This window comes from Phyllobacterium sp. 1468 (genome assembly GCF_031455525.1).
In the GTDB taxonomy this organism is placed as follows: domain Bacteria; phylum Pseudomonadota; class Alphaproteobacteria; order Rhizobiales; family Rhizobiaceae; genus Phyllobacterium.
Map to the genome: position 1 here is coordinate 347,758 of NZ_JAVDSX010000003.1, position 22,853 is coordinate 370,610.

Here is a 22,853-nt window from a genome sequence, read left to right on the forward strand (position 1 = left end):
GAAAGATTTTTGCACTGCCATCCACGGTTTAGCGATCATGCAGGGCAATTCAAGCCGGTATAGACCTTTTACGATCGATTTGTTGGAAATGACCTGTTTGTGACTTGGCCGTCTATTCGGCAAGAACACGCGTGGACGGAAATGTTATCTCGACCATTGTCCCGCGACCGGGATTGGAGTCGATCGTGAAATTGGCGCGGTTGGCTTCGGCCATCGCCTTGGTCAGCGGCAGGCCAAGACCGGTGCCATCGCTCCGGGAATGCTTCGGCGTGGTGATCTGCTTGTAGGGCCGCAGGGCCTGTTCGACCTCCTGTCGCGTCATGCCGATGCCCGTGTCGCGCACGCGCAAGAGCACGTCGCCGTTCGCCTCATAACTCGTGGAAACGATAACCTGTCCACCGGGTCCCGTAAATCGGATCGCATTTGACAAAAGATTCAGGGCTATCTGGGTGATTGAACGATGGTCTGCAACGATGTCGGGCAGCCGCGACGTCAAGCTGGAACGGATAATGACCCGTTCGCGGTTCGCCTGCGGCTGCATGATCGCGACGGCTTCAGTCAGCGCCTCATTGAGCGAAACCGCCTCGAAATCCATCTCTACGGCCCCGGCCTCGATCTTCGAAATATCGAGAAGGTCGTTGACCAGCGACAGGACATGATTGCCGGAGCGGCTGATATCATTCAGATAGTCGCGATAGCGTTCGCTGCCGATAGGGCCGAACTTCTCATCCGCCATCAATTCGGAAAAGCCGATGATGGCATTGAGCGGTGTGCGGATTTCATGGCTGATGCGTGCCAGAAATTCGCTCTTCTGGGCTGACGTGCGTTCGGCCTCGCGCCGGGCGTTGACCAGCTCTTCTTCGGCGCGCTTCCAGTGGGTGATGTCGCGCAGGACCACACAGTATCCTTTGGAGGCGTCGAGCTTGCCGATGGTCATGAACAGGGGAATGAAACGGCCTTGTGCTTCGCGGCCGATCACCTCGCGCCCGTCATTGAGCAGGCTGGCAACGCCATTTTCCGAAAGACTGTGCAGATAATCCATCGCCGCGCGCTGGCTTTCGATGGCGAAGAGCATGGAGAAGGCTTTACCGGTCAATTCCTCCGGCTCGTAGCCGAAGAGCGCAGCGGCGGAATGGTTGACGGAGCGGATCGAACCGGCCGAGTCGAGCAGGATCACGCCGTCTGTCGCCGTATCGAGAATGGCGCTGAGCTCATCGATGCGCGTCTGCAAAAGCTGGCGTTCGCTCACCTCGAAATGATCGGCAGCCGGGGGTTGTGGCGACAATGCAAGCAGCAGCGCGCGTTCGCCATTCTCGGTTGCCTCGTCCCAGCGGACCGCCTGCAGATGCGCTTGAACCCGCGTCACCGAGCCATCGCTGCGCCGCAGGTTCATGCCGGCTTCGTCGTCATCGCTGCTCTCGCCGGTTTCATCGGCGAAGAGGATGCTCAAGCCGCCCGCATCATTTATCGCTTCGGCAGACGGATACAATATGCTCTCCAAAAGCGCCGGGTTTGCATAAAGTATCTGGCCCTGGCGGTGAATCAGGACTGGCAAGGGCAGGGCGGCAAGAATGGACGTGTCGACGCCCTGCCGCGCTTGTTCGCGGATGTTGACAGCAAAATCCTCAGGGCGAGCGGGTCCGTTCTTGCTATCGCCATCCGCAACGGCATAGCCCGGACCGACCACCTCCGCATCCGGAACCCTGGGCGTCGCCTTTGGAGGTGGAGCTGCAGCCGGTAGGGGTTCCGCGTTGCCATAGCTTTTCGAGCCGTCGCCCAGCACTTCGCGACGCAGCCTTTCGGCAATTTCGCGAAATGCATTGCGTTCCGCATCGTTGAGCCGTCCGTCGTCGCGTAAAGGCCGCTGCGTCTTGAGCGGAATGATGTTGTCTGCTGTCTCCGGTGTGATCTCCAGCGCGGGCTTTTCGCCGTTGAACACGTCTACGTCCGCCGCCTCATGCACTACCGCTTGTACGTCGTTCAATGTCCTGCCGGCGGCTTTCGGATCGGCTGTGACATCGCCCATGCGGGCTACGCCAAACCCCCGGAAACCAAGGAATGCCCGGTCACGCGAATAAATCGGCAGTGCCGCAAGCTCGATCGGCACGCGCAGATCCGTGCCTTGGATCGGCCATAGCACCGTCCGTCCCGACCATGTGTCCCGGCGCTCGAGAAGCGCGGCGATTTCCTCGTTGTCGTCGAACCCATGGCTCGCAGCCACGGCCCGGAAGGATCTGCCGATGATCGACGCCGATTGCGGTCCGACAGCGGCCGAGAATTCCGGTGATATCTCGCTGAAATTCGCCTGCGCGTCGACCTTCCAGACAAAGCGTACAGGCGCCTTGGATGGCGTGTACTGGAATACGCCCGAGGGCATATTCGTGTCATTGAACGATGGCTCGAGCGCAAGGGATGCCTGAGGCTCTACCGCTGCATGATGCACCTGCGCATCGGGAATGGGCGCCTCGGGCACAACGGCAAGTTCTGGCTGCGCTGCAATCTCGCTTGTCTGCCTGTCCACAATCTCCGGCTCGATCGCAAACAGCAGATGCATTGCGGGGCTGTCCGTCAGTCTCGCAATACCCGCCGGTACAGCGCCCTTCGCTGTCTGTACAGGGCGCTTGACCAGGCGGTTGCGCTCGAGCCGCACCTCCCGTACGAGATCGCCGAGGATCTTGTCATTGAACTCCAGCCTGCCAAAATGCTGCGATGCGGAGATCACGCCACCATTGGCGTCGATCATGGCTGCATGCGTTGTCCGGTCGCCAAAGCCCTTGATAGCCAATGCTGCGACCTGCTTCCCGGAACTTGTCCGATCAGCATTGGCGATGGAGAGAAGAATGGCCTCTTCGCCGCGCGGCAGGGTCAGATCGCTCGCCTGGAACGTCAGGATGCGGCTGGAAAGCCCGAAGGCAACGCGTAACGAAACAGTACGTCCGTGCCCGATGGTTGGAAAACCATCCAGCGCCATGAGCTGCCGCCGCGCCTGTATGCCGAGCACCGCTCCGCCGCCGAGTATCTCGTCGATGGACGCATAGCCAAGCATCGACGCGCCCTGGCCGTTGGCCCAGATGACGTTCTGCAGATCCTGCGATATCACGACCAGCGCATCGCCGTTGGCAAAGTGCTCGCGGATCTCGTCGAGGACGGCGATGTCGATGAATGGATAAGTTCCAGACGCCATATGTTGACCAGCATGCTCCGATAGAACAGTCGCATCCTCGCGATGTTCTTAAGACTTTGTTAATAATGATCCAGCCGTCACTCGTCCACTCGCAGCCCTCTATCTTACATGTCTTTCTCTTGGTTTAGTTAACTTCCGTCGCGCCAATACAACCATCCACATAATAATTTTGATTTAGAACAGGCGTACGATTGTGCACTGCAAAATAAATGTTGCAACGCACCATATTTTGAATTATATAGGGGGCATGAAATCAGCTGCAGAGGCAAATGACCATCTGCACCAAGGAAGGAACCTGTTATGAGCAAGACCACCAAACAGACTGCCGATGCGTTCTCGATCCCTACTTTCGATGCAACCGCTGTAACCGACCAGGTTCGCGAATTCACCGAAAAGGGCGTTGCTCAGTCCAAGGAAGCTTATGCCAAGATCAAGGATCAGGCAGAAGCTGCCCAGAAGACGCTGGAAACCACTTTTGAAACTGCTCAGTCGAATGGCGCCGCTCTCTCGCTCAAGGCATTGGCTGCATTTCGCGCCAACACCGAAGCCGGCTTCGCTCATATCGAAGCGCTGATCGGCGTGAAGTCCTTTGGTGAAGTGATCGAACTGCAGAGCGCGTTCGTTCGCAAGCAGGCTGAAGCCATCTCCGGTCAAGCCAAGGAACTACAGGCTGTTGCTTCGAAGGCCGTTGAAGAAATCTCCGCACCGGTCAAGTCGGCTGTCGAGAAGGCAATCAAGGACGTCAAGGTCGCTTAATCGGCGATTTGACGCTAGCAATACCCCGACGGCACTCCTCCTCCCGGCCGTAGGGGAAGCAAGACTTCACGGCTCCTCCCGCCTGGTCTTGCACTGATGGAAAAAGGCCGGATCCTCCCCCGGCCTTTTTCTTTTTTCGATTTGGGTCTGTCTTTGTTGCATCCAACACTTGCAAAAAGCGTCAATCCTTCGTATGTGACGCCTGTCAAAAATATGACGGTACGCGGTCGTAGCTCAGTTGGTTAGAGCGCAGGATTGTGGCTCCTGAGGTCGGTGGTTCGAATCCACCCGTCCGTACCATTTTTCAGCAATAATCGCCGTCCCATTTGCTCCAGATCCTACCATCCAGGCATGAAAGGCTCTAGCTCCCATGGCCTGTTCGCTTTGCGATGAAGCGGGCAATGGCGGGGCCCGTCAAAAGCACGATGATGAAACGCGATGTTTGCATCGCCATGACGAATGCCACGTCGACATCGCTGGATGCCGCAATGATCGCAACGGAATCGGCCCCGCCGGGACTGGTCGCCAGATAAGCGGTCAGCGGGTCCACGTCGGCGAGCCATACGAGAGTGGCGGCGATTCCTCCGCAAATCGCGATCAAGGTCAGGATGGAGGCGACAACACGCGGCAGAGCACGCGCTGCATGAACAAGAATGGGTCGTGTGAAGCGCGAGCCGATATTCCAGCCAACGAACGCGTAGCTCGCGGCAAGCAGCCAGGGCGGCAATACGATTTCCATCATGCCCGTATTCTGCAGAACCACACCCAGGACAAGCGGCACCAGAAGCGGCCCCGCGGGGATACGCAGCCGAACGGCGAGCAAACTTCCAAGCACTATCAGTATCAAGGTCTGTGCGAGACCAAGCCAGGGAACGGACGGGAACCAGACGATTTCCGGCACCCGAGCCGCTGGAGCTGTGACCCATATGCCGGACACGGCCGAGGCGACGATGGCTACAAAGACCACACGGAGATATTGCATGAATGCTACCAGCCGGATGTCCGCACCAAAAGCCTCGGCCATCAGCGTCATCGCCGAAGCTGCACCGGGAGATGAGCCCCAGATGGCGGTCGTTCCGGGCAAGACCTGCCAGCGTGTCAGCAACCAGCCGAGCGCGTTGCTTGCTATAAGAACAGACGCGATGATCACCAGGAAGAGGGGCCAGTCGTGCAGCATCTCGGCAAGCGCTGCGGGCCGAATACTGAGCGCGATGAGGCAGCCGATCACCCCTTGAGCGATAATGAAGGGGCGCATCGGCAGGCGGATCGAACCGCCCGCTGCAGCCACGACAATGGCCGCGGCCATCGGCCCAAGCAGGAGCGCTGCCGGCAGATGAGTCGCGTGCAAAATCAAGAAGAACAGGATCGACAATCCGAGCAAAATCGCCCATTGCAACCCAATGCCGCGACTGGTCAATCCGCCGCGAAGAATGCCGCCGATCCATTCACGAACATTCATCGGGAACCGTTGGAGAGCCGGGAGAGGCGCTGCGTATTGAGACGACGTTGCCGAAGCGGCATGCATGAGCAGAGCTTTTCGCCTTTGTGGAAGCCATTTGGAAAAGCATCACTAACTATCATCGCGCCAATGTCCCGCCAGCCTCAACAAAGTTGGCCGCAGGATAATCTTCTGTTGCGCGCCGTCCACCCCTGTTTAGCGTATTTGAACCTTGGAAAAATCCGCAGAACTGCTATGTTTGAGCTTGGAGCGGGGACGAACTTTCGTCCGCCCCCATTCCTCATTTCATAAAATGAACCCGGAACGAGACTTGCCAGCCTGTCCGGGTTCTTTTTACGATGAGGGTAACGCTACATGGTCTGAACCACATCGCTTTACCTCCAAGTTGGAAGCAAGGCCGTTGCCGCGGTCGAAGTGGCCGATCGCCTTCGATGCACCGGCTGGCTCGGTGCAGACTGCTTCTGCGTCCAAACTGAATCCTGCCAATTCATCGCTTGGTTGAAGCAACGGCGCCACGAACGCCCGGTTGAAACGCTTCGCAAACAATCGGTTGAGTAGTTGCGTTCGGTATATTGGCAAGGGGCATCAGAAGCATCAAAGCATTTCCAACCTTGGAAAAATCCGCGGAACTGCTATGTTTGAGCTTGGAGCGGGGACGAACTTTTGTCCGCCCCATTCCTCATTTCGTAAAGTGAACCCGGAAAGACATTGACCAGCCTGTCCGGGTTCTTTTTACGATTTCATAAAACGAACCCGGAGGACAACTTGCCAGCTGTTCCGGGTTCTTTTTATGATGAGGGTAACGCTATATGGTCTGAACCACATCGCTTTACCTCCAAGTTGGAAGCAAGGCCGTTGCCGCGATCGAAGTGGCCAATCGCCTTCGATGCACCGGCTGGCTCGGTGCAGACTGCTTCTGCCTCCAAACTGACGCCGTCAATTCATCGCTTTGTTGAAGTGGTCGCGCCACGAACGCCCGGTTGAAACGCATCGCTATTAGTCGGTTGCGCAGTTGTATGAACGGCTGACGCTGTGCCGTTTTTTACTGTTTGCGGCCCTTGATGTTTCATGCGAATGAAACGCCATGCGCATATTGCTCGTAGAAGACACGCACGATGTGGGAGAGGCAATCGCCAGGCGTTTCGAGGCGACAGGGCATGCCGTGGACTGGGAAACCAATGGGCGGGACGCAGCGGAAATCATCGATTTCACCGAATATGCGCTGATCATCCTCGATGTCATGCTGCCAGGCATGGATGGCTTTGAGATCCTCAAACGCATCCGTAAATCCGGCAATGCCGTTCCCGTCCTTATCCTGACCGCGCGTTCTGAAATTGACGACCGGGTAGGGGCGCTTGATCTCGGGGCAGACGACTATTTGGTAAAGCCGTTTGACTTCCGCGAATTGGAGGCGAGGGCCCGCGTCCTGATGCGCCGCCACACGGGTGGCGAGGCGACCAACCTGATCAAATGCGGTGATATTGCCGTCGATCGCGGAACGCGATCCGTGCACGTCGGCAAGCGCGAGGTGCAGTTGAAGCGGCGTGAACTGACCCTGCTCGAAGTTCTCGTTGCACGGCCGGGCCGCGTCTTCAGCAAAGACGAACTGCTCGACCAGATTTTCGGTTTCGACGAAGCGGCGAACGCCAATGCGATCGAACTTTATATAGGCCGCTTGCGCAAGAAGCTGGAGGGCGCTAAAGCGCATATCGTCACCGTGCGCGGGCTCGGTTATCAGCTGGTACCTGGCGATGCGCCCTGAAGCCCTGCAACATGGCCCGTCTCTATTCGGGCGTCTCGCCCGGCGCATTTCATTTGTCCTTTTCATCGGCGCCGCCCTGCTGGTCAGTGCCGCCTGGTATTATGCCGAGACTGCCGCAAACAAGGCCTATGATCGCCTGCTCGTCGGTGCGGCGTTACAGATGGCCGAAAGTCTTTCGGTCGAAGATGGAACACTGACGGCACGTCTGCCGACCTCGGCGTTCGAGCTGCTCGGCCTGGCGGATCGCGACCGGATTTTCTACCGCGTCGTCGATACGCATGGCCAGACTCTGACCGGGTATGACGATCTCAAGACACCAACCCCGCTGGAGCGCGTGCAAGATCCTCTGAGCGTCGAAGAGGGCGTCTACAAGGGTGAGCCTGTTCGCATCGCCCATGCGACCCGGATTCTCGCCGATCCTGCAGTCTCTGGTCGTGCCTATATCATCGTGGCCCAGACGAATGAGGCGCGATTGGCTTTGACCCGTGAGCTCACGCTGCGTGCGACGATCCTCGTCTTGATCATGAGTCTGTTGGCATTCGCTGGTGCCATGCTGGCGATCCGCTATGCGCTGCAGCCGGTGGAACAGTTGGGGACGGAGGTTCGGGGCCGCGATCCGCATGATCTGACGCCGGTCACAGTTGACGTGCCGCGTGAGCTTGATCCCTTTGTCAGCTCGATCAACCATTTCATGGGAAGGCTCAATGAACGTGTCGATCTGTTGCAGCGTTTCATTGCCGATGCCGCACATCAGATACGCACGCCATTGACTGCACTGACGGCCCAGATCGATCTTCTGGGGACCGGCAAGCTCGACAAGGCGGGCCGCCAGCATTTCAATCGGGTCAAGGAAAGGACGAGCGAACTCTCCCGGTTGACCAATCAGTTGCTAAGCCATGCGATGGTGATTCATCGCGCCGATTCCATTCAGCTGGAGCCGATCAGCCTTGTCGATGTGGCGAGGCGCGCCTATCGGGTCGCTATTCCGGTAACGGTCGATCCGGACATCGTCATTTCGTTTGAAGCGCCGGATGATAGGCCTTTCGTTCTCGGCGATGCAGTCAGCCTGCGCGAAGCTATTGTCAATGTCATCGACAACGCGTTGCGGCATGGCACGGATCAGCGCCTGGAGGTGCGCGTACGCGCCAGCGGCACGCAAGCCTTTGTCGAGGTCGAGGATGATGGTCCCGGCATTCCGCCTGAAAGCTGGGAAAAGGCGACACAGCGATTTGCGACGTCGAAATCGCATGAAGGCAGCTCCGGTCTTGGCTTCGCCATTGCCCAGGAAGTGGCAAATGCCCATGGCGGCTCATTGAGCTTTCGGGCGCGCGACGAAAAGGGCTTTACCGTGGTTCTGTCCTTGCCGCTCTACAAGGGAGTGGCGAAATGATCCGGATCAGTTTCGTACTCATGATGCTTGGTTTCAACGCCGTACAAGCTTTGGCTGCCGAGAACAACAAAACGCTGTTTCCGGCCGTCCAGCCGGGCGCAGGCACGCTGACGATCTACTCGACGACAGATCTGGTCGCGATAAAGCCGCTGATCGAGGATTTTCAGAAATCGTCGCCGGATGTGTCGATTGACTATAATGAATATCTGACCAACGAACTCAATGCCCTGGCCAGCGAGGCCTGCCGCAACGGCGAACCGCTTGGCGATCTGCTCTTGTCGTCATCGGTCGACCAACTGCTCAAGCTCGCCAATGACGGTTGCGCCGCGGCGCATACGTCGCCCGAAACCCTCCGCGTTGCAGAGTGGGCCAATTGGCGCGACGAGGTCTTCGGCTTCACCTATGAGCCGGCGGTTTTCGTTTACAACAGGAGCAAGGTTCCGCCCGCTGAAGTACCGCGCACCCATGTCGAACTCGCAGACCTCTTGCGTGAGCGGCTCGACTATTATCGTGGCCGTGTCGGCACCTATGATATCCGCCTGTCCGGGATCGGTTATCTTCTCGCCTTCAATGATGCACGGCAAACCACGACTGTCTTCGGCCGCCTGCTGGAGAGCATGGCGCGTGCCTCCGCCGTTGCCCGTTGCTGCACAGGCGAAATCCTCGAGGAGGTTGCCAAGGGCAATCTCTACATCGGTTACAATATGCTCGGTTCCTATGCCTACGATGCCGCCCAGCGTCACCCGGAATTAGGCGTGGTGGTGCCGCGCGATTATACGCTCGTCCTGAGCCGTGGAGCGCTCATCCCGAAAGGCGCACAACAAGCAGATCTCGGCGCACGGTTCCTCGATTATCTCCTGTCAGAGCGGGGCCAATCCGTGGCCCGCACCAATGCCTTCTATTTCACGGAAAGTGGTGAATTGCCGCCCGGTGTCGATGGTCCGCAAAATTTAAAAGAGTCCGGTGTTGCCCAGCCGATCCGCATTGGCCCAGCCCTCCTCGCGGTGCAGGACAGAGCACAACGTCAACGCTTCATCGAAGACTGGTCACAATCTCTGATTGAATTGAACAGTCCAGCGTGGACGCGAGAATAGCAAACCCGATTTTGACCGGCGGATCGCGACACCAGAACAATTTCTCTGCAAGAATATTCGAATCTCACATAAGAAACCCGGATTCTCTCGCATGAATCATCGAATCTGGAGCGGATTTTTCAACGCTGGCGAGAAAAATGGTTGTGGCGACGCGAACAATCAGAAGAGCGAGCCTTGCGATCCAGCCGGAACAGGAGGCTTTTTGGCAGGAGCTGGACGCTCTGTTTTCGGCTGCGACCGACGTTCTTCTCCATCTTTTGCGACCGCTTGTACGTCACCGTCCTGGAACTTAAGCGTAAGCTCATCGCCGCTTGCAACAGCTCGCGCTCGCTTGATCGGCGTGCCTGAGGGGTCGAGGACAACGGCGAAGCCCCGTTCCAGAACTCCTTGATATGACAGGGTTTTCAGCAGACGCTCAAGTTCGCCGCTGCGCCGTTTCACACTGTCGATCAACAGATTGACCGCTTGGACCTGACGCCGCTCCAGCTGTTGCAGATGTTGCCGGTCTCTTTGTGCCAACCGTGCCGCGGGTTCGATGGAAAGCCGTGCGGCTTGCCTGTCGAAAACTGCGCGTCTTTTGTCTAGAAAAGCCGAAAGACAACGCGGCAGCTGGCCGTCCAAGCGCTTGATTTCAATCCGCTTTTCGCGAATCTTCTGCTGAAGAAGCCGCGGCGATAACTGCCTCGCGCAGCCGTCGAATTCGCCGCGTTTCTTCTGCGTGTTCGCCTGCAGGGCGCGGCCCAGACGACCTGCGGTTTCGTCGAAACGGCGGCGTGGAAGTGCAAGCAACTGGTCCGCCGAGGGCAGGGCGCGGGCAAGTGCCCGCTGCGTCTGGCGACGGCGGTCGAGGTAGCGCGACATGCCGGAGGCAAGCCGGGCGCCAAGCGTCGCGACCTGTGCCCGGAGGTCCGCCTTGACCGGCACAGCCATCTCTGCAGCGCCGGTTGGCGTTGGCGCGCGAACGTCGGCGGCAAGATCGATCAGCGTCCAGTCGGTCTCGTGACCGACAGCAGAAATGATGGGAATTTGCGATGCGGCGACGGCGCGCACAACGGCTTCGTCGTTGAAACCCCAAAGGTCTTCAAGGCTCCCACCGCCACGCGCCACAATCAGGACATCGGGACGAGGAAGAACGCCACCCCGTTCTAACCCATTGAAACCATTGATCGCATTGGCGACTTCAGCGCCGCAGGTCTCGCCCTGCACCCGTACCGGCCAGACCAGAACATGCAGCGGGAAACGGTCGGTGATGCGGTGGATGATGTCGCGGATGACGGCGCCGGTCGGCGATGTGACAACGCCGATAATGCGCGGCATGAAGGGCAGCCGTCGCTTGGCCGCAGGGTCGAAGAGCCCCTCTGAACCCAGCTTTCGCTTGCGTTCCTCCAAGAGCGCCATCAGCGCGCCGGCGCCGGCAGGTTCCATCTGCTCGATGACGATCTGGTATTTGGAAGAGCCAGGATAAGTCGTCAATTTGCCCGTGGCGATGACTTCCATTCCTTCTTCCGGCTGGAAGCGCAAACGGCTCATGGAACTGCGCCAGATTACCGCCTCCATGCGTGCCTTGTCGTCCTTCAGCGAGAAATAGGCATGGCCGGACGAATGCGGGCCGCGATACCCGGAAATCTCGCCGCGGACCCTCACGTGCCCGAAAGTGTCCTCGACCGTGCGCTTCAATGCGCCGGATATTTCAGAGACGGTATATTCGGTAACATTCGATGCAGATTCGGGCTTTTCGCTCATGCGCTATTCCTAGTCCCCCTGCCGTCAGGGTCAAGCCTCGGCAATCCTTGATTGCACCATTGCAAGCTTCAAGAATATCGCCTATCCGCAAGAGTTGGAAAAAGGGGAAATCCATATGCCAACAGATGTTGCTGCCACTTCTAAAGGTTTGAAATTACATCATTATCTGCTGATAGGGGCTCTTTTGATCGCTGTCGCTGCAGCGATCTTGCTATGGATGGGCCGCAACCCGATATGTACCTGCGGGACAATAAAGCTATGGGTTGGCGAGACGAATTCTTCAGACAATTCACAGCATATCGCCGACTGGTACACGCTTTCCCATATTATTCACGGCTTCCTGTTCTACGGTATTTTCTGGCTTGTCGCCCGCAGATTGCCTGTCGGTCAGCGGCTGCTGATGGCCATTGTCGTCGAGGCAGCCTGGGAGATTTTTGAAAACACCGACATGGTCATCAATCGTTACCGCGAAGCCACGATTGCGCTCGGCTACACCGGCGATAGTGTTCTGAATTCCGTCAGCGACATAATATTCATGGTACTAGGCTTCTTCTTCGCCGCCAGGGCTCCTCTGTGGCTGACGATCGCGCTGGCGATCTTTTTCGAGCTGCTGGCTGGCTGGGTCATTCGCGACAACCTAACTCTGAACATCGTCATGTTGCTCTATCCCCTGGACGCAGTGAAGGCATGGCAAGGGGGAATGTGATCACCAGCCAGGAACGAGTTCCGCAGCTCGGACTTGGCGGAGGCGCTGGTTAGCCATGATCGGCGCTGCAGCTTGGCTCACGCTGACAGGAGAGGGCATCGACAGATTGTCGAGACTTTCGACAATGTGTTGGGCCAGCGCATCGACGATCGCGGAGGGCTTGGTATGGCCGCGCATGATGCCGATGCCGAATTCCGGCAAGCGACCAAAACCGTCGGCCTCCGTCAAAACGCGCATTCCCGGGCGTAAAGCACACTCTGGCAGGATCGAGACAGCAAGGCCCGCCAGCACCGCCGCTGCCAAAACGGTGGCCGACCAGCTTGTGAAGAGAATGCGGTAGTCATGGTGCATGCTGTCCAGTACATCCACTGCAGCAGCACGCCAGATACAGGTCGGGCGGCCAACTGCCAGCGGAAGTACTTGTTCTTCATGCACATTATGGTGGGCAGAGGTAACCCAAAGCAGCTGTTCGCTACGCACGACTTCCGAGCGCCGTTGCTCGTCGCACTGCGTGACAAGTGCAATATCGAGTTGCCCTTTGCGGATCATTTCGTCGAGATTGACGGTGGGCTCGCAGACGACCGACAACTCGACGCGGGGATTGGAACGGGAAAATCGCGCCATGATTTCCGGTAAAAACCGGTCGGCATAATCATCTGGTGTGCCGATGCGGATGTGTCCCTGCAGTTGTGTATCATCAAAAGCTGCAATGGTTTCGTTGTTGAGCTGGAGCATCCGCCGTGCATAGGCCAGCAGGCGTTCGCCATCTTCCGTCAGTCGATTGGTGCGGCCATCGCGCTCAAAAAGCGATTTTGAAACGCGCTCTTCCAGCCGGCGCATCTGCATCGAAACGGCGGATTGCGTCTTGTTCACCTTGTCGGCAGCCCTCGTAAAACTGCCCAGGTCGGCAATAGCCGTGAATGTTTGCAACTGGTCGAGATCAAGCGGTGCGTTCATTGCAATGTTCCCGGAATGGTTGATCCATCACTATTATTGAACGTTTACATTAAAAACATTCGTTTGAATAATCAATTATTATGGATCATCCTGCAAATGTTCAGGAAGCGTCGGTGTCCTACGAGTGGTTCAAGGGATAACGCGGCGTGGTGCGCGGAAAATGGTTTTCGCGCGATTTAACTTTCTTGATCGCCCTTCAAAAGGAGTAACGGCGATGACGACGACAACGAGAATGACTGAAGTAACTGGTTTCACCCGCTTGATCGCAGCATTTGCGTCGCAGGCCGCCAACTTTGTCAGGCAAGTAATCGTCGCGCGTCGTAATCGTAAAACGATCATGAGTCTTGGCGAGTGGAATGACGAAATGCTGCATGATATCGGCGTCACCCGTGCCGATCTTCATTCGGCAATTGGCACCTCGCTTCTCGATGACCCGAGTGAACGATTGGGCGCCTTGGCCGATGTAAGGTCGCGTGTTCGCGCTGCCCGCTCTATCATCTAAGACTGACGATTTGACTGTTTAGCAGGCGCCCATTCACGCCGGAATCCCCTCCCGGCGTCCCGCCTGCCTCCTGCCCGGCCCACATTGCATGTGCAAGTGGCCGGGCTTTTTCTTGCCGGTGTCAGCGATAGCGATCCATGCCGCGCTTATACTGGTCAAAAATGGAATCCAGGCCTTTTTGATACTGATCGTTCGCCTGTTTACCCGTATCGAACATCTGGCCGAGAATATCTTTCAGAGGGTTCTCCGAAGGTGCGGAAGGGGCCGTTCTCTGCTGCGCTTGCGGCTGTGGTTGAGGTGACTGCTGCGCACCGCCACCGAATATTTCTCCGAAAATCTGGCCCAAGGGGTTGTCGCCAAACGGATTTTGCCCCTGAGCCGTCTCTTGAGGTGCACTGTCCTGAGGCATGCCACGCGGCGTTGGTGTTTGTGGTGCTGCGGACCCGCCTGCGCCCTTCATCATTTCCTCGAATATTTTCCCCAGCGGATTATCACCGAACGGGTTTTGTCCCTGGGCCGTATCTTGCGGCGCTGCGTCCTGGGGTGCTCTGCCACGCGGGGCCGGAGCTTGTTGCGCCGCGCCGCCAGCACCTTTCATCATCTCCTCGAATATTTTGCCGAGCGGATTGTTTCCCATCGGATTGCCCTGGCCTTGCGGCTGCGTCTGCCCTCCGGTACCTCCGCCGAGCATGCTTTCCAATATCTGTCCCCACGGATTGCCGCCTGCGCCAGGTGCGCTTGGCTGCGGGGCGGACGGTTGACCGCCGCTCTGCCGCATCATCTGCTCGATGAGGTCGCCGATAACATTGCCGCCGCCAAGTCCGGCCGCAGCAAACTGGCCTGTCGATTTCTTGTACAGACCACCCATCATCATGGAGGCAACGACCGGCAGCATCTGTTTCAATGTATCCGCGCCGACCCCGGAGACAGCCGCTGCATGATCGGCGACGGCTCGCGACAGGTCTTTCGACCCGAAGAGCTGGTCGAGAACATTCTTGCCATTGGCGACGCCCATGGGGTCGAAAGCTGCTTGCGGGTTATCAAAATAATTGACCTGTCGGCCCGATGAGAGCGATTGAACAAAGCCGCCAAAGCCCATTGGATCGGCGGCGTTTCTCTGCAAACCTTGGGAAAATGCGGGCATCAACGCCTCAAGGGCGGCGACTGTCTGCTGCTGGGAGAGATTGAACTGATTTGAAAGGGCGTCGACTGCTTGTCCGCCCTGTGCTTTCAAAAACATGTCTACGAGATTCATGGCGCCGATCCTCCTCCGGGCTGATGCGCGAAGGAAGATTAGCGCTGTAGTAACGCCGACATCAATGCTTTTCTGGCGTTAGAAGTATTTCGCCAGATTGTTGCGAATGCGCTGCAGCGGATCGACTGCAGGATCACCGGCCTCGAATTTGCGGTCGGTGATTTTCTCGTAGGCCTGAATGTAGACCTGTGTCGTTGCGTCGATCACGTCTTCCGGAATCTCAGGGATATCGTCCTTATAAGGATCGCAACGTTCCACGACCCAGTTGCGCACGAAATCCTTGTCAAAACTGACCGGCCGCTTCCCTGGTGCATAGCTATCGGCAAACCAATAGCGGCTGGAATCCGGTGTATGGATTTCGTCGGCCAGCACGATGTTGCCTTCGTCGTCAGTGCCGAATTCATACTTCGTATCGGCGAGGATCAAACCACGGCTTGCGGCGATCTCCTGACCCCGCGCGAAAAGTTTCAGCGCGTAGCCGGCGATCGTTTCCCACTGCTCTTCAGTGAGAAGCCGTTGTTTCAGGATATCCTCAACGGTCAGTGGTTCGTCGTGGCCGCCGTCGAAGGCCTTTGAGGTCGGGGTGATAATCGGCGATGGCAGCTTTTCATTGTCCTGCATGCCGTCGGGCAGGGTGAAGCCGTACATTTCACGCTTACCCGCCTTGTAGAGCGTCAGTATCGACGTCCCGGTGGTTCCGGCAAGATAACCGCGCACGACGATTTCGACCGGCAGGATGGTCAGCTTGCGGCAAACCAGAACGTTGGGATCTGGATACTCGATGACGTGATTGGGGCAGATATCCCGCGTCTGTTCAAACTGGAAACGCGCCGCTTGCGTCAGCACCTGGCCCTTCAGTGGTATGGATGCGAGAATGCGGTCAAACGCGCTGATACGGTCCGTGGCGATGATGATGCGCCTACCATCCGGCAGATCGTAATTCTCCCGAACCTTGCCTTTGTAGTAGTTCGGCAATTCTGGAATATAGGCTTCGGACAGCGCTTTGTATTTCGGCATGGTCGAGAAATCCGCGTGAATGATATAGCTCCCGCATAACACAGATAAGGAGCGGCGGGAGTCACAATTGTTAGGCTTGGCTCAACGACCGCCGGTTACGTCAAGGATGGCACCGGTCACATAGGATGACTCGTCACTCAAGAGCCAGACAATGGATTGGCCGACTTCATCCGCAGTACCAGCACGACCGAGTGGAGCGGTAACTCCAAGACGCTGTGCCCGGTCCGGTTGGCCGCCGCTGGCATGAATATCGGTCTCGATCAGTCCCGGCCGGATAGCGTTGACGCGGATACCCTCCGCTCCGACTTCCTTGGACAGGCCGATCGTCAGCGTATCCATGGCACCTTTCGATCCGGCATAATCGACATATTCCCCCGGCCCGCCGAGCCGTGCCGCAGCTGAAGACAAAAGAACGATCGAACCGCCCTTGCCACCACGTGAACGGGCAAGATGGCGTACGCCCTCGCGTGCGCAGACATAGGCGCCAAGCACGTTCACGTCGAAGATGCGGCGCATACGGTCAATATCCATATCCATCAGTCGCGAGCCAGGAGCAACAATACCTGCATTCACCACGACACCGTCGAGTGTGCCGAGCTCGGCGGTCTGTTCGAACATGGAGATGACATCGGTTTCGACAGCAACATCGCCTTGAATGGCTTTTGCCTTGCCACCCGCGGCAATGATGGCCTCAACCACTTCGTCTGCAGCGGCCTTGTTGCCAACATAGTTGACGCCGACCGACCAGCCCCTCTGACCGGCCAGAATTGCCGATGAGCGGCCAATGCCGCGGCTGGCGCCGGTAATCAGAATGGTTTTGGTCATGGCAGATCCTCGCGTTGACTAATAAGCATATTCCAGAAATGCCGGCTCAACGGAACTGCCCCATGCAGTATTATACTGCGACAGCATCTGCTCAGCCGACGTTGTACCACGCGCAACAACTTCGTCCAGCGACGAGAGATAGTGTGTCTCGTCGAAGCCTTCGCTGTTGAGCTTTGCCCGGTTCTTCAGGCCGAGCCGCGAAATCGCCAGCACGTCACGGGATATTTCATGCACAGACCGATTGCGCAGGGTGGCGCGCAGGCCTTGCGCCGGAACCTCGTCGCGCAGCGCCTGTACTTCCGGGTAGGTCCAGTCATAGGTCATGGCTTCTGCTGCATCCAACGCCTCGGCATCGTAGAGCAAACCAACCCAGAAAGCCGGAAGAGCGCAGATACGGCGCCAAGGTCCGCCGTCGGCGCCACGCATTTCCAAGAAGCGCTTGAGCCGCACTTCCGGGAACAGGGTGGACAGGTGATTTGTCCAGTCGCCCATGTTCGGCGTGCCTTCCGGGATGCTATCCTTCAGTGCGCCGTTCATGAATTGACGGAAAGTCACGTGGGTACAATCATGATAGCGGCCGTGACGCATGACGAAATACATGGGTACGTCGAGTGCCCACTCGACATAGTCGGCAAAGCCGAAATTCTCGTTGAAGATAAACGGCAGAACGCCCGAGCGATTGTTGTCCGTATCCCGCCAGATGTTGGAACGCCATGACAGAAGGCCGTTTGGCCTGCCCTCGGTAAACGGCGACATTGCGAAAAGGGCCGTCGCGATAGACTGCAACTTCACCGAAACCTGCATCTTGCGGCGCATATCCGTTTCGGACGAGAAGTCGAGATTTACCTGGATCGTGCAGGTGCGATACATCATGTTCAATCCGTCCTTGCCGACTTTCGGCATATAGTTGGACATGATGTTGTAGCGCGATTTCGGCATGCGCGGCGTTTCGGCGAGCGTCCATTTGGGGCTACCGCCAAGGCCAAGGAAACGAATGCCAAGTGGCTCGGCAATTTCGCGCACCTGCGCCAGATGGGCGTTGGATTCACGGCAGGTCTGGTGAATGGTGAGAAGCGGCGCGCCGGAAAGCTCGAACTGTCCGCCTGGCTCCAGCGAGATTGCGCCTTGGCCGGTAGGCTCCACGAGGCCGATGATATTGCCTTCGTCGATGATCGGCTCCCAGCCAAGCTTGGACTTCATGCCTTCGAGGATCGCGCGAATTCCGCGCGGTCCTTCATAGGGAACCGGGCTGTTGTCTTCCGTGTAAAATGGGAACTTCTCATGCTCCGTGCCGATGCGCCAGTCGGCCTCTGGCCTCGATCCCTGTGCGAGATAGGCAGCCAGTTCTTCGGTGCCGGTGATCGGCGTTTCGTCTGTCGTATCGCGCGCCATGGATGGTGCTTTCCGAGATGATGAGATCGTCGCGCGTGATTGACCGTTTTCGTGCAGGAGCGCAAGCAAATTTCGCTTATGGTCTCATCAAGAGTATTTGTAACTCACCAATCGCCTATCGTCGCCTGAATCAAGGCGAGGGCCGCAACGGCGGCTGTATCTGCACGCAGGATGCGCGGACCCAGTGGAATTGCGGTCACAAACGGCAGCTTTCGCAAGGTCTCGCGTTCCTGGTCGGAAAAGCCTCCTTCCGGACCGATGAGGACACCCAGCGGGCCGCGCGGGAGCGATTGCAGCAGCGGCAGCGGATTATGTGTTTCATGTCCCTCATCACAGAAAATGAGCCGGCGCTGGTCGTCCCAGCCCTCAAGCAGCTTTTCAAGTTTTACAGGCTCCCGCGTTTGCGGGATGGCAAGCACGCCGCACTGTTCTGCTGCTTCGATCGCATTGGCCTCGATTCGCTCGGTCCCTATGCGGGTGACTTGCGTATGCTGGGTTATCACCGGCTGCAGAACGCCTGCGCCAAGCTCCACCGCCTTCTGCACCAGATAGTCGAGTCGGCCCTGTTTCAACAGCGCGAAGCAATAGAGGAGATTGGGCGCGGCGGGCTGTTGGCGGACCTGTTCCAGCGGTTCAAGGAACAGCTTTTTCCTGCTCTCAAACCGCAAGGCCGCACGCCATTCGCCATCCCGCCCGTTGAAGACGAGGATTTCATCGCCGTCCTTCATCCGCAATACATTGGACAGATAATTGACGGCTTCCGGACCCGTCTCCGCGCGCCGCCCGGCAGCAAGATTTGCGGGGACGTATAGCCGCTGCATTTTGTAATTTGCGCGCATCGAATAACCGAAGGTTGGATTTAGCTCAGCGGAGGCAGGCGGCGTTTGACCGGCGACGACTTGACAATGGAAGTGTTTGTCTCGGCCCTTTCCGATAAACGGTCAAGTATCATGTCGAGTTGTTCCATCGTCCTGAATTGTAATTTGCCAACGAAACAATCCTCACCTGTGACCTTGTCGCACTCAGTTATTTCCGGCGTTTCCTGTATCAGCTTTTCGACGATGTGCAGCATGCCCGGCAATGGCCTGACGCGTACGATGGCCGAGAGGCTGTAACCGAGGGCGACGGGATCGATGTCGATCGTAAAGGAGCGGATCACTTTTTTCTCTTCCAGGCGGCGTAAGCGCTCGGAAACGCTGGGCGAAGACAGGCCCACCTGATTGCTAAGTTCCTTAAGCGATATACGCGCATCATGAACAAGAATCTCGATGATAGTTCGGTCAAGATCATCAAGCATAATTTTCTCCTAAGGCCGCTCATTTGTTTCGCCTCAAATAAGAAGGTAAAGAGCGAGTTTTGCCTTTCGTGACATATATCAAATTCGTCGCTTGGCGCATACCCTAGGCAAATCAACAAAAGGTGTTCGACATGGAAAAAGATGTGGTGAGGGGCAGCGCTGAAATGACTGCCGCCATGCTCATTTCGGGGACAATCGGCTGGTTTGTATTGATGTCGGGTCAACCCGTTCTGTCGGTGGTGTTCTGGCGCTGCGCCATTGGTGCTGTGACGTTGCTTGCTATCTGCTGTGCACTCGGGCTGCTGCGGCGAGATGCCATTTCGCTGAAACTCTTCGGGCTTGCCGTTGTTGGCGGAATAGCGATCGTGTTGAACTGGGTTCTACTTTTTGCCGCTTATTCACGAGCATCCATTGCCATCGCCACCACGGTGTATAACGTCCAACCCTTCATGCTGGTTGGTCTGGGAGCGTTGATCTTTAAGGAGAAACTCACAGCCACAAAGCTCTTGTGGCTGGGTTTTGCCTTTGCGGGAATGCTGATGATCGTCCAGGCCAAACCTGGAGGCGCTTATAACGGCTCCGACTATATGGAAGGCATAGCGCTGTCGCTCGGTGCAGCCTTTCTCTATGCAATAGCCGCCATAGTGGCCAAACGCCTGAAAGGCATTCCATCACACCTCATTGCCCTCATTCAGGTCTGCGTTGGCATGCTGATGCTTGCCCCATTCGCCGATTTTGCTCACTTGCCGCAAAGCACGGGCGAATGGAGCAGTCTCGTAACGATAGGCGTGGTTCACACCGGCTTGATGTATATCCTGCTCTACAGCGCCATTCAGAAACTGCCGACGCACATTACGGGCTCGCTTTCCTTCATCTATCCTATTGCTGCGATCTTGGTGGACTACATTGCCTTCGGACACGCCTTGCAGCCAAGCCAGTTGGTCGGGTCTGCTGTCATTCTGCTGGCTGCCGCGGGCACAAGCCTCGGCTGGACGTTGCGCAGGTCGATTCCGGTGAGTGTCAAGGCTTGATTTATAGGCGCACGAGCGGGCTATAGCCCGCGCTCAGCGCCAGGACGGTTGAAGGCGGTGTGAGGAGCATGACATTGCGGCTGGGCGGATCAGATGGTGTGTACCCTTGCCAAGACCACAGATACGTCACTTCTTCTTTTACAACATAGGCATCTTGGCCACTGGCAATCATCGTTCCGTTCGGTAGATCCCTTATTTGACCTTCGATGGGATGTAGCCGTTTGCCACCCTTGGCATCTAGCCGTTCCCGGTGCAGGGCCGCGTCCATTGCAGGCGCAGGCTGGATCGATGTCTTGCTGCCGTCAGCCCATGCTGCCTGAAAGGCTTTCGCCCGTTGCCGCTGGCAATAGAAGCATGGCCGGTGTCCCGCTGCGAGCGCTGTCGCCTCGTCAAAAAAGAACAACTCGGTCCAGCTTCGCCGCGCCATGACTTCGCGCCGCGCACCTTTGAATTCGCAGACGCAGATGATCCAGGCCCGTGTCGTCCATTGACGCTTCAGCAAGGTACGTGTCGCGGGGTCATGGATGATGCCGCGATTCCCCATCAGCGCGCCACGATATGGCGCAGCGACAATATCGCCAAAAGGTGTGACGCGGTTTTGCAGGGTCATTTGACGGCTTTCGACTCTCGAGAGCACATGCTATCCGGGAACTCCCGTTATTGCGATCATCAGGCAGGCTGCATGCACGTTCTCGTCGTTCAGAATTATCAGAATACAGGCCTTGGCCAGGTCGGACGCGCATTGGAGGAAGCAGGGGCCGAAATCGATCTGCGCCAGCCTTATCTTGGGGAAACACTGCCAAAGGACGATTTGGGTCATGATGCGCTGGTCGTGCTCGGTGGAGACCAGAGCGCGCTCGATGATGACGCTTATCCCTATCTCCCAGAACTGGCACGGCTCACCAAACGTTTTGGCGATGCCCGCAAAGCCGTTCTGGGCATTTGTCTCGGCAGTCAGCTCGTTGCGCGTGGCTACGGCGCCGAGAATATTCTTGGCCGTCAAACCGAGTTCGGATGGCATGAGGTAACGAGAAACCTGGAAGCCGCGTCCGACCCCGTGTTGTCTGCTGCCACGCATGCTTTCCCGATCTTTCACTGGCACAGCGATACCTTTACGCTTCCCGAAGGCGCCGTGCATCTTGCCTCAAGTCAGATGACCCGGAACCAGGCATTTCGTATCGGTCGTGCTGTCTATGGCATTCAGTTTCATTTCGAGGCTGACACCAAGCTCGTTGACGAGTGGAAACGGGTTTTTCATCACCAGATCGAAGATATCGATCCTCATTGGCTCGTCAATTACCGTACCTATCTGGAGCGTGACGGTGCTGAAGCAGATGCGGCCGGCCTTGCGCTCGCTCGCGCTTGGGTGGCACTGATTTAGGCGTGCATCGGGATTTCGTTGCAACTTGGCAACAGCCTAATTCCGAATCCAAATGGATGTCGGGATTCAGGTGAAGCGTGTCTCCAATTCACTAGTTGGTAATAATTGCGTCCTTTATTGGCCACACTGGTTAACTGGCATGAAGCCAGAGCCATACAAACCGATGGAAACGCCCGAAATGACCACCAAGAGTGCTGCACTTTTAACTGCCGTGATGCTCTCAGCCATCCTCTTCATGGGCGCAGGTCTGTTCTCGGTAGATGCCGGCGGCCATACCGTTTCCAGCGACGGTTACGGTGTAAGCACCTCTTCCCGCTGACAGCCGGAGTCCTTCACACGGCCTCCAGGAAAAATTTGTTCTCGGCGTCGATTGCGATGGCGCTGAGACGACCGCTGAACACCGCCCCGGTATCGAGGTTGATGCGGTTTGGCCTGATTTCCACGTCAGTGACGGGCGTATGGCCATGGATGATGACTTTCGAATAGAGCCGCGGCTCCCCAAGGAATTTTTCCCTGATCCAGACAAGATCTTCCGGATCCTGACGATCAAGATCGACGCCCGGACGTATCCCCGCATGGCAAAAGAAAAAATCGCCAAAAATCATCGAACGCTTGAGGCCGCGAAGAAACGCTATATGTCCCGGGGGAACGGCGTGTAGGAGCGCCTCCCGTCCTGCTGCTACAGAGCCAAGATCGTTGAAATCGATGACAACGCCATAGGAAAGCGCAGTCTGGCGGCCGCCATTGTGCGCGAACATTCCATTGGGGGCGCCGGTCGCCAGAAACTCCAGAAAGCCGATATCGTGATTTCCTGCGATGGCCAGCATCCGGTGCGTCCTCTTCTGTGCGCTGACCAGAAGATCAAGCACGCCTTTTGAATCGGGCCCGCGATCGACGTAGTCGCCAAGATGAACTATCAGCCAATCGAAAGGTGGTGATTTCTCGTTCGCCGCCTGAATGCGCCGATGCATTTCCTGCAAAAGATCGAGCCGGCCATGCACATCGCCAATAGCGTAGATGCGCAGCCTGTCGGGTCCTCGTGCATGTTTGAAATCGACTGTTTTCATTGCGCAATTGTCTTTCGCGTCGTAGTTGTGCGATA

General features: G+C 57.2%; 21 protein-coding genes and 1 tRNA gene. 10 read left to right on the top strand and 12 right to left on the bottom strand.

Annotated features, from left to right (window positions below):
• Positions 1 to 112: 112 nt before the first annotated feature.
• Positions 113 to 3,184 (bottom strand): PAS domain S-box protein, encoded by a 3,072-nt coding sequence (locus J2X72_RS10845; RefSeq protein WP_310071739.1) that lies wholly within the window; start codon positions 3,182 to 3,184, stop codon positions 113 to 115.
• A gap of 300 nt (positions 3,185 to 3,484) precedes the next feature.
• On the opposite strand from J2X72_RS10845, the gene J2X72_RS10850 reads away from it, so the two are divergent.
• Together J2X72_RS10850 and J2X72_RS10855 are read left to right on the top strand one after the other, a co-directional pair.
• On the top strand, positions 3,485 to 3,940 hold the full coding sequence (locus tag J2X72_RS10850) for a phasin (RefSeq protein WP_209997910.1): 456 nt from the start codon (positions 3,485 to 3,487) through the stop codon (positions 3,938 to 3,940).
• Between the two features lie 223 nt (positions 3,941 to 4,163).
• A tRNA-His gene (locus J2X72_RS10855) sits at positions 4,164 to 4,240 on the top strand.
• A 61-nt stretch (positions 4,241 to 4,301) separates the two neighbouring features.
• Here J2X72_RS10855 and J2X72_RS10860 read toward each other — a convergent pair.
• Positions 4,302 to 5,399 carry an AbrB family transcriptional regulator gene (locus J2X72_RS10860; RefSeq protein WP_310071743.1) on the bottom strand — a complete coding sequence of 366 codons (1,098 nt, stop codon included), beginning with the start codon at positions 5,397 to 5,399 and terminating at the stop codon, positions 4,302 to 4,304.
• Positions 5,400 to 6,483: 1,084 nt separating this feature from the next.
• Here J2X72_RS10860 and J2X72_RS10865 point away from each other — a divergent pair.
• Genes J2X72_RS10865 through J2X72_RS10875 form a run of 3 tightly spaced genes read left to right on the top strand, consistent with a single transcriptional unit; the run spans position 6,484 to position 9,645 of the window.
• Positions 6,484 to 7,161 (top strand): response regulator transcription factor, encoded by a 678-nt coding sequence (locus J2X72_RS10865; protein ID WP_112526047.1) that lies wholly within the window; start codon positions 6,484 to 6,486, stop codon positions 7,159 to 7,161.
• Positions 7,151 to 8,551 carry a sensor histidine kinase gene (locus tag J2X72_RS10870; protein ID WP_209997906.1) on the top strand — a complete coding sequence of 467 codons (1,401 nt, stop codon included), beginning with the start codon at positions 7,151 to 7,153 and terminating at the stop codon, positions 8,549 to 8,551. Before J2X72_RS10865 ends, J2X72_RS10870 begins: the two co-directional genes overlap by 11 nt.
• Positions 8,548 to 9,645, top strand: a complete 1,098-nt coding sequence (locus J2X72_RS10875) for an ABC transporter substrate-binding protein (RefSeq protein ID WP_310071746.1) — start codon at positions 8,548 to 8,550, stop codon at positions 9,643 to 9,645. The genes J2X72_RS10870 and J2X72_RS10875 overlap by 4 nt, the downstream gene beginning before the upstream one ends.
• 159 nt (positions 9,646 to 9,804) lie before the next feature.
• On the opposite strand, the gene xseA is transcribed toward J2X72_RS10875, so the two are convergent.
• Positions 9,805 to 11,388 (bottom strand): exodeoxyribonuclease VII large subunit, encoded by a 1,584-nt coding sequence (xseA, locus tag J2X72_RS10880; protein ID WP_310071748.1) that lies wholly within the window; start codon positions 11,386 to 11,388, stop codon positions 9,805 to 9,807.
• Positions 11,389 to 11,503: 115 nt separating this feature from the next.
• On the opposite strand from xseA, the gene J2X72_RS10885 reads away from it, so the two are divergent.
• Complete coding sequence (locus tag J2X72_RS10885) at positions 11,504 to 12,094, top strand: DUF2585 domain-containing protein (protein WP_310071751.1); 591 nt, start codon at positions 11,504 to 11,506, stop codon at positions 12,092 to 12,094.
• Here J2X72_RS10885 and J2X72_RS10890 read toward each other — a convergent pair whose 3' ends face one another.
• Complete coding sequence (locus J2X72_RS10890) at positions 12,095 to 13,051, bottom strand: LysR substrate-binding domain-containing protein (RefSeq protein WP_209997898.1); 957 nt, start codon at positions 13,049 to 13,051, stop codon at positions 12,095 to 12,097. It abuts the gene before it with no gap.
• Positions 13,052 to 13,265: 214 nt separating this feature from the next.
• Between J2X72_RS10890 and J2X72_RS10895 the strand changes: the two genes are divergently transcribed.
• Positions 13,266 to 13,553, top strand: coding sequence for a DUF1127 domain-containing protein (locus tag J2X72_RS10895; RefSeq protein ID WP_310071754.1), 288 nt, complete (start codon positions 13,266 to 13,268; stop codon positions 13,551 to 13,553).
• A 121-nt stretch (positions 13,554 to 13,674) separates the two neighbouring features.
• Here J2X72_RS10895 and J2X72_RS10900 read toward each other — a convergent pair whose 3' ends face one another.
• The 6 genes from J2X72_RS10900 to J2X72_RS10925 all read right to left on the bottom strand — a co-directional run bounded on the left by J2X72_RS10900 (position 13,675) and on the right by J2X72_RS10925 (position 19,339).
• On the bottom strand, positions 13,675 to 14,808 hold the full coding sequence (locus J2X72_RS10900) for a DUF937 domain-containing protein (protein WP_310071756.1): 1,134 nt from the start codon (positions 14,806 to 14,808) through the stop codon (positions 13,675 to 13,677).
• A 78-nt stretch (positions 14,809 to 14,886) separates the two neighbouring features.
• A complete protein-coding gene (locus tag J2X72_RS10905) occupies positions 14,887 to 15,825 on the bottom strand; it encodes a phosphoribosylaminoimidazolesuccinocarboxamide synthase (protein WP_310071759.1) in 939 nt (312 codons plus the stop codon).
• A gap of 81 nt (positions 15,826 to 15,906) precedes the next feature.
• Positions 15,907 to 16,650, bottom strand: coding sequence for an SDR family oxidoreductase (locus J2X72_RS10910; protein ID WP_209997893.1), 744 nt, complete (start codon positions 16,648 to 16,650; stop codon positions 15,907 to 15,909).
• A gap of 18 nt (positions 16,651 to 16,668) precedes the next feature.
• A complete protein-coding gene (locus J2X72_RS10915) occupies positions 16,669 to 18,042 on the bottom strand; it encodes a glutamate--cysteine ligase (RefSeq protein ID WP_310071761.1) in 1,374 nt (457 codons plus the stop codon).
• A 104-nt stretch (positions 18,043 to 18,146) separates the two neighbouring features.
• Positions 18,147 to 18,881, bottom strand: coding sequence for a 16S rRNA (uracil(1498)-N(3))-methyltransferase (locus J2X72_RS10920; protein WP_310071763.1), 735 nt, complete (start codon positions 18,879 to 18,881; stop codon positions 18,147 to 18,149).
• 20 nt (positions 18,882 to 18,901) lie between these two features.
• Entirely contained in the window at positions 18,902 to 19,339 is a 438-nt protein-coding gene (locus J2X72_RS10925) for an Lrp/AsnC family transcriptional regulator (protein WP_310071765.1), read from the bottom strand.
• 131 nt (positions 19,340 to 19,470) lie between these two features.
• On the opposite strand from J2X72_RS10925, the gene J2X72_RS10930 reads away from it, so the two are divergent.
• On the top strand, positions 19,471 to 20,370 hold the full coding sequence (locus J2X72_RS10930) for a DMT family transporter (protein WP_310071767.1): 900 nt from the start codon (positions 19,471 to 19,473) through the stop codon (positions 20,368 to 20,370).
• A gap of 1 nt (position 20,371) precedes the next feature.
• On the opposite strand, the gene J2X72_RS10935 is transcribed toward J2X72_RS10930, so the two are convergent.
• Positions 20,372 to 20,980, bottom strand: a complete 609-nt coding sequence (locus J2X72_RS10935) for a hypothetical protein (RefSeq protein ID WP_310071769.1) — start codon at positions 20,978 to 20,980, stop codon at positions 20,372 to 20,374.
• A 72-nt stretch (positions 20,981 to 21,052) separates the two neighbouring features.
• Here J2X72_RS10935 and J2X72_RS10940 point away from each other — a divergent pair, with 72 nt between their 5' ends.
• A complete protein-coding gene (locus tag J2X72_RS10940) occupies positions 21,053 to 21,751 on the top strand; it encodes a type 1 glutamine amidotransferase (RefSeq protein WP_310071771.1) in 699 nt (232 codons plus the stop codon).
• Positions 21,752 to 21,929: 178 nt separating this feature from the next.
• On the top strand, positions 21,930 to 22,070 hold the full coding sequence (locus tag J2X72_RS10945) for a hypothetical protein (RefSeq protein ID WP_310071773.1): 141 nt from the start codon (positions 21,930 to 21,932) through the stop codon (positions 22,068 to 22,070).
• A 13-nt stretch (positions 22,071 to 22,083) separates the two neighbouring features.
• Here J2X72_RS10945 and J2X72_RS10950 read toward each other — a convergent pair whose 3' ends face one another.
• The gene (locus tag J2X72_RS10950) at positions 22,084 to 22,818 is read right to left on the bottom strand and encodes a metallophosphoesterase family protein (RefSeq protein WP_310071775.1); all 735 of its coding nucleotides are present in this window, start codon (positions 22,816 to 22,818) and stop codon (positions 22,084 to 22,086) included.
• Between the last annotated feature and the right edge of the window lie 35 nt (positions 22,819 to 22,853).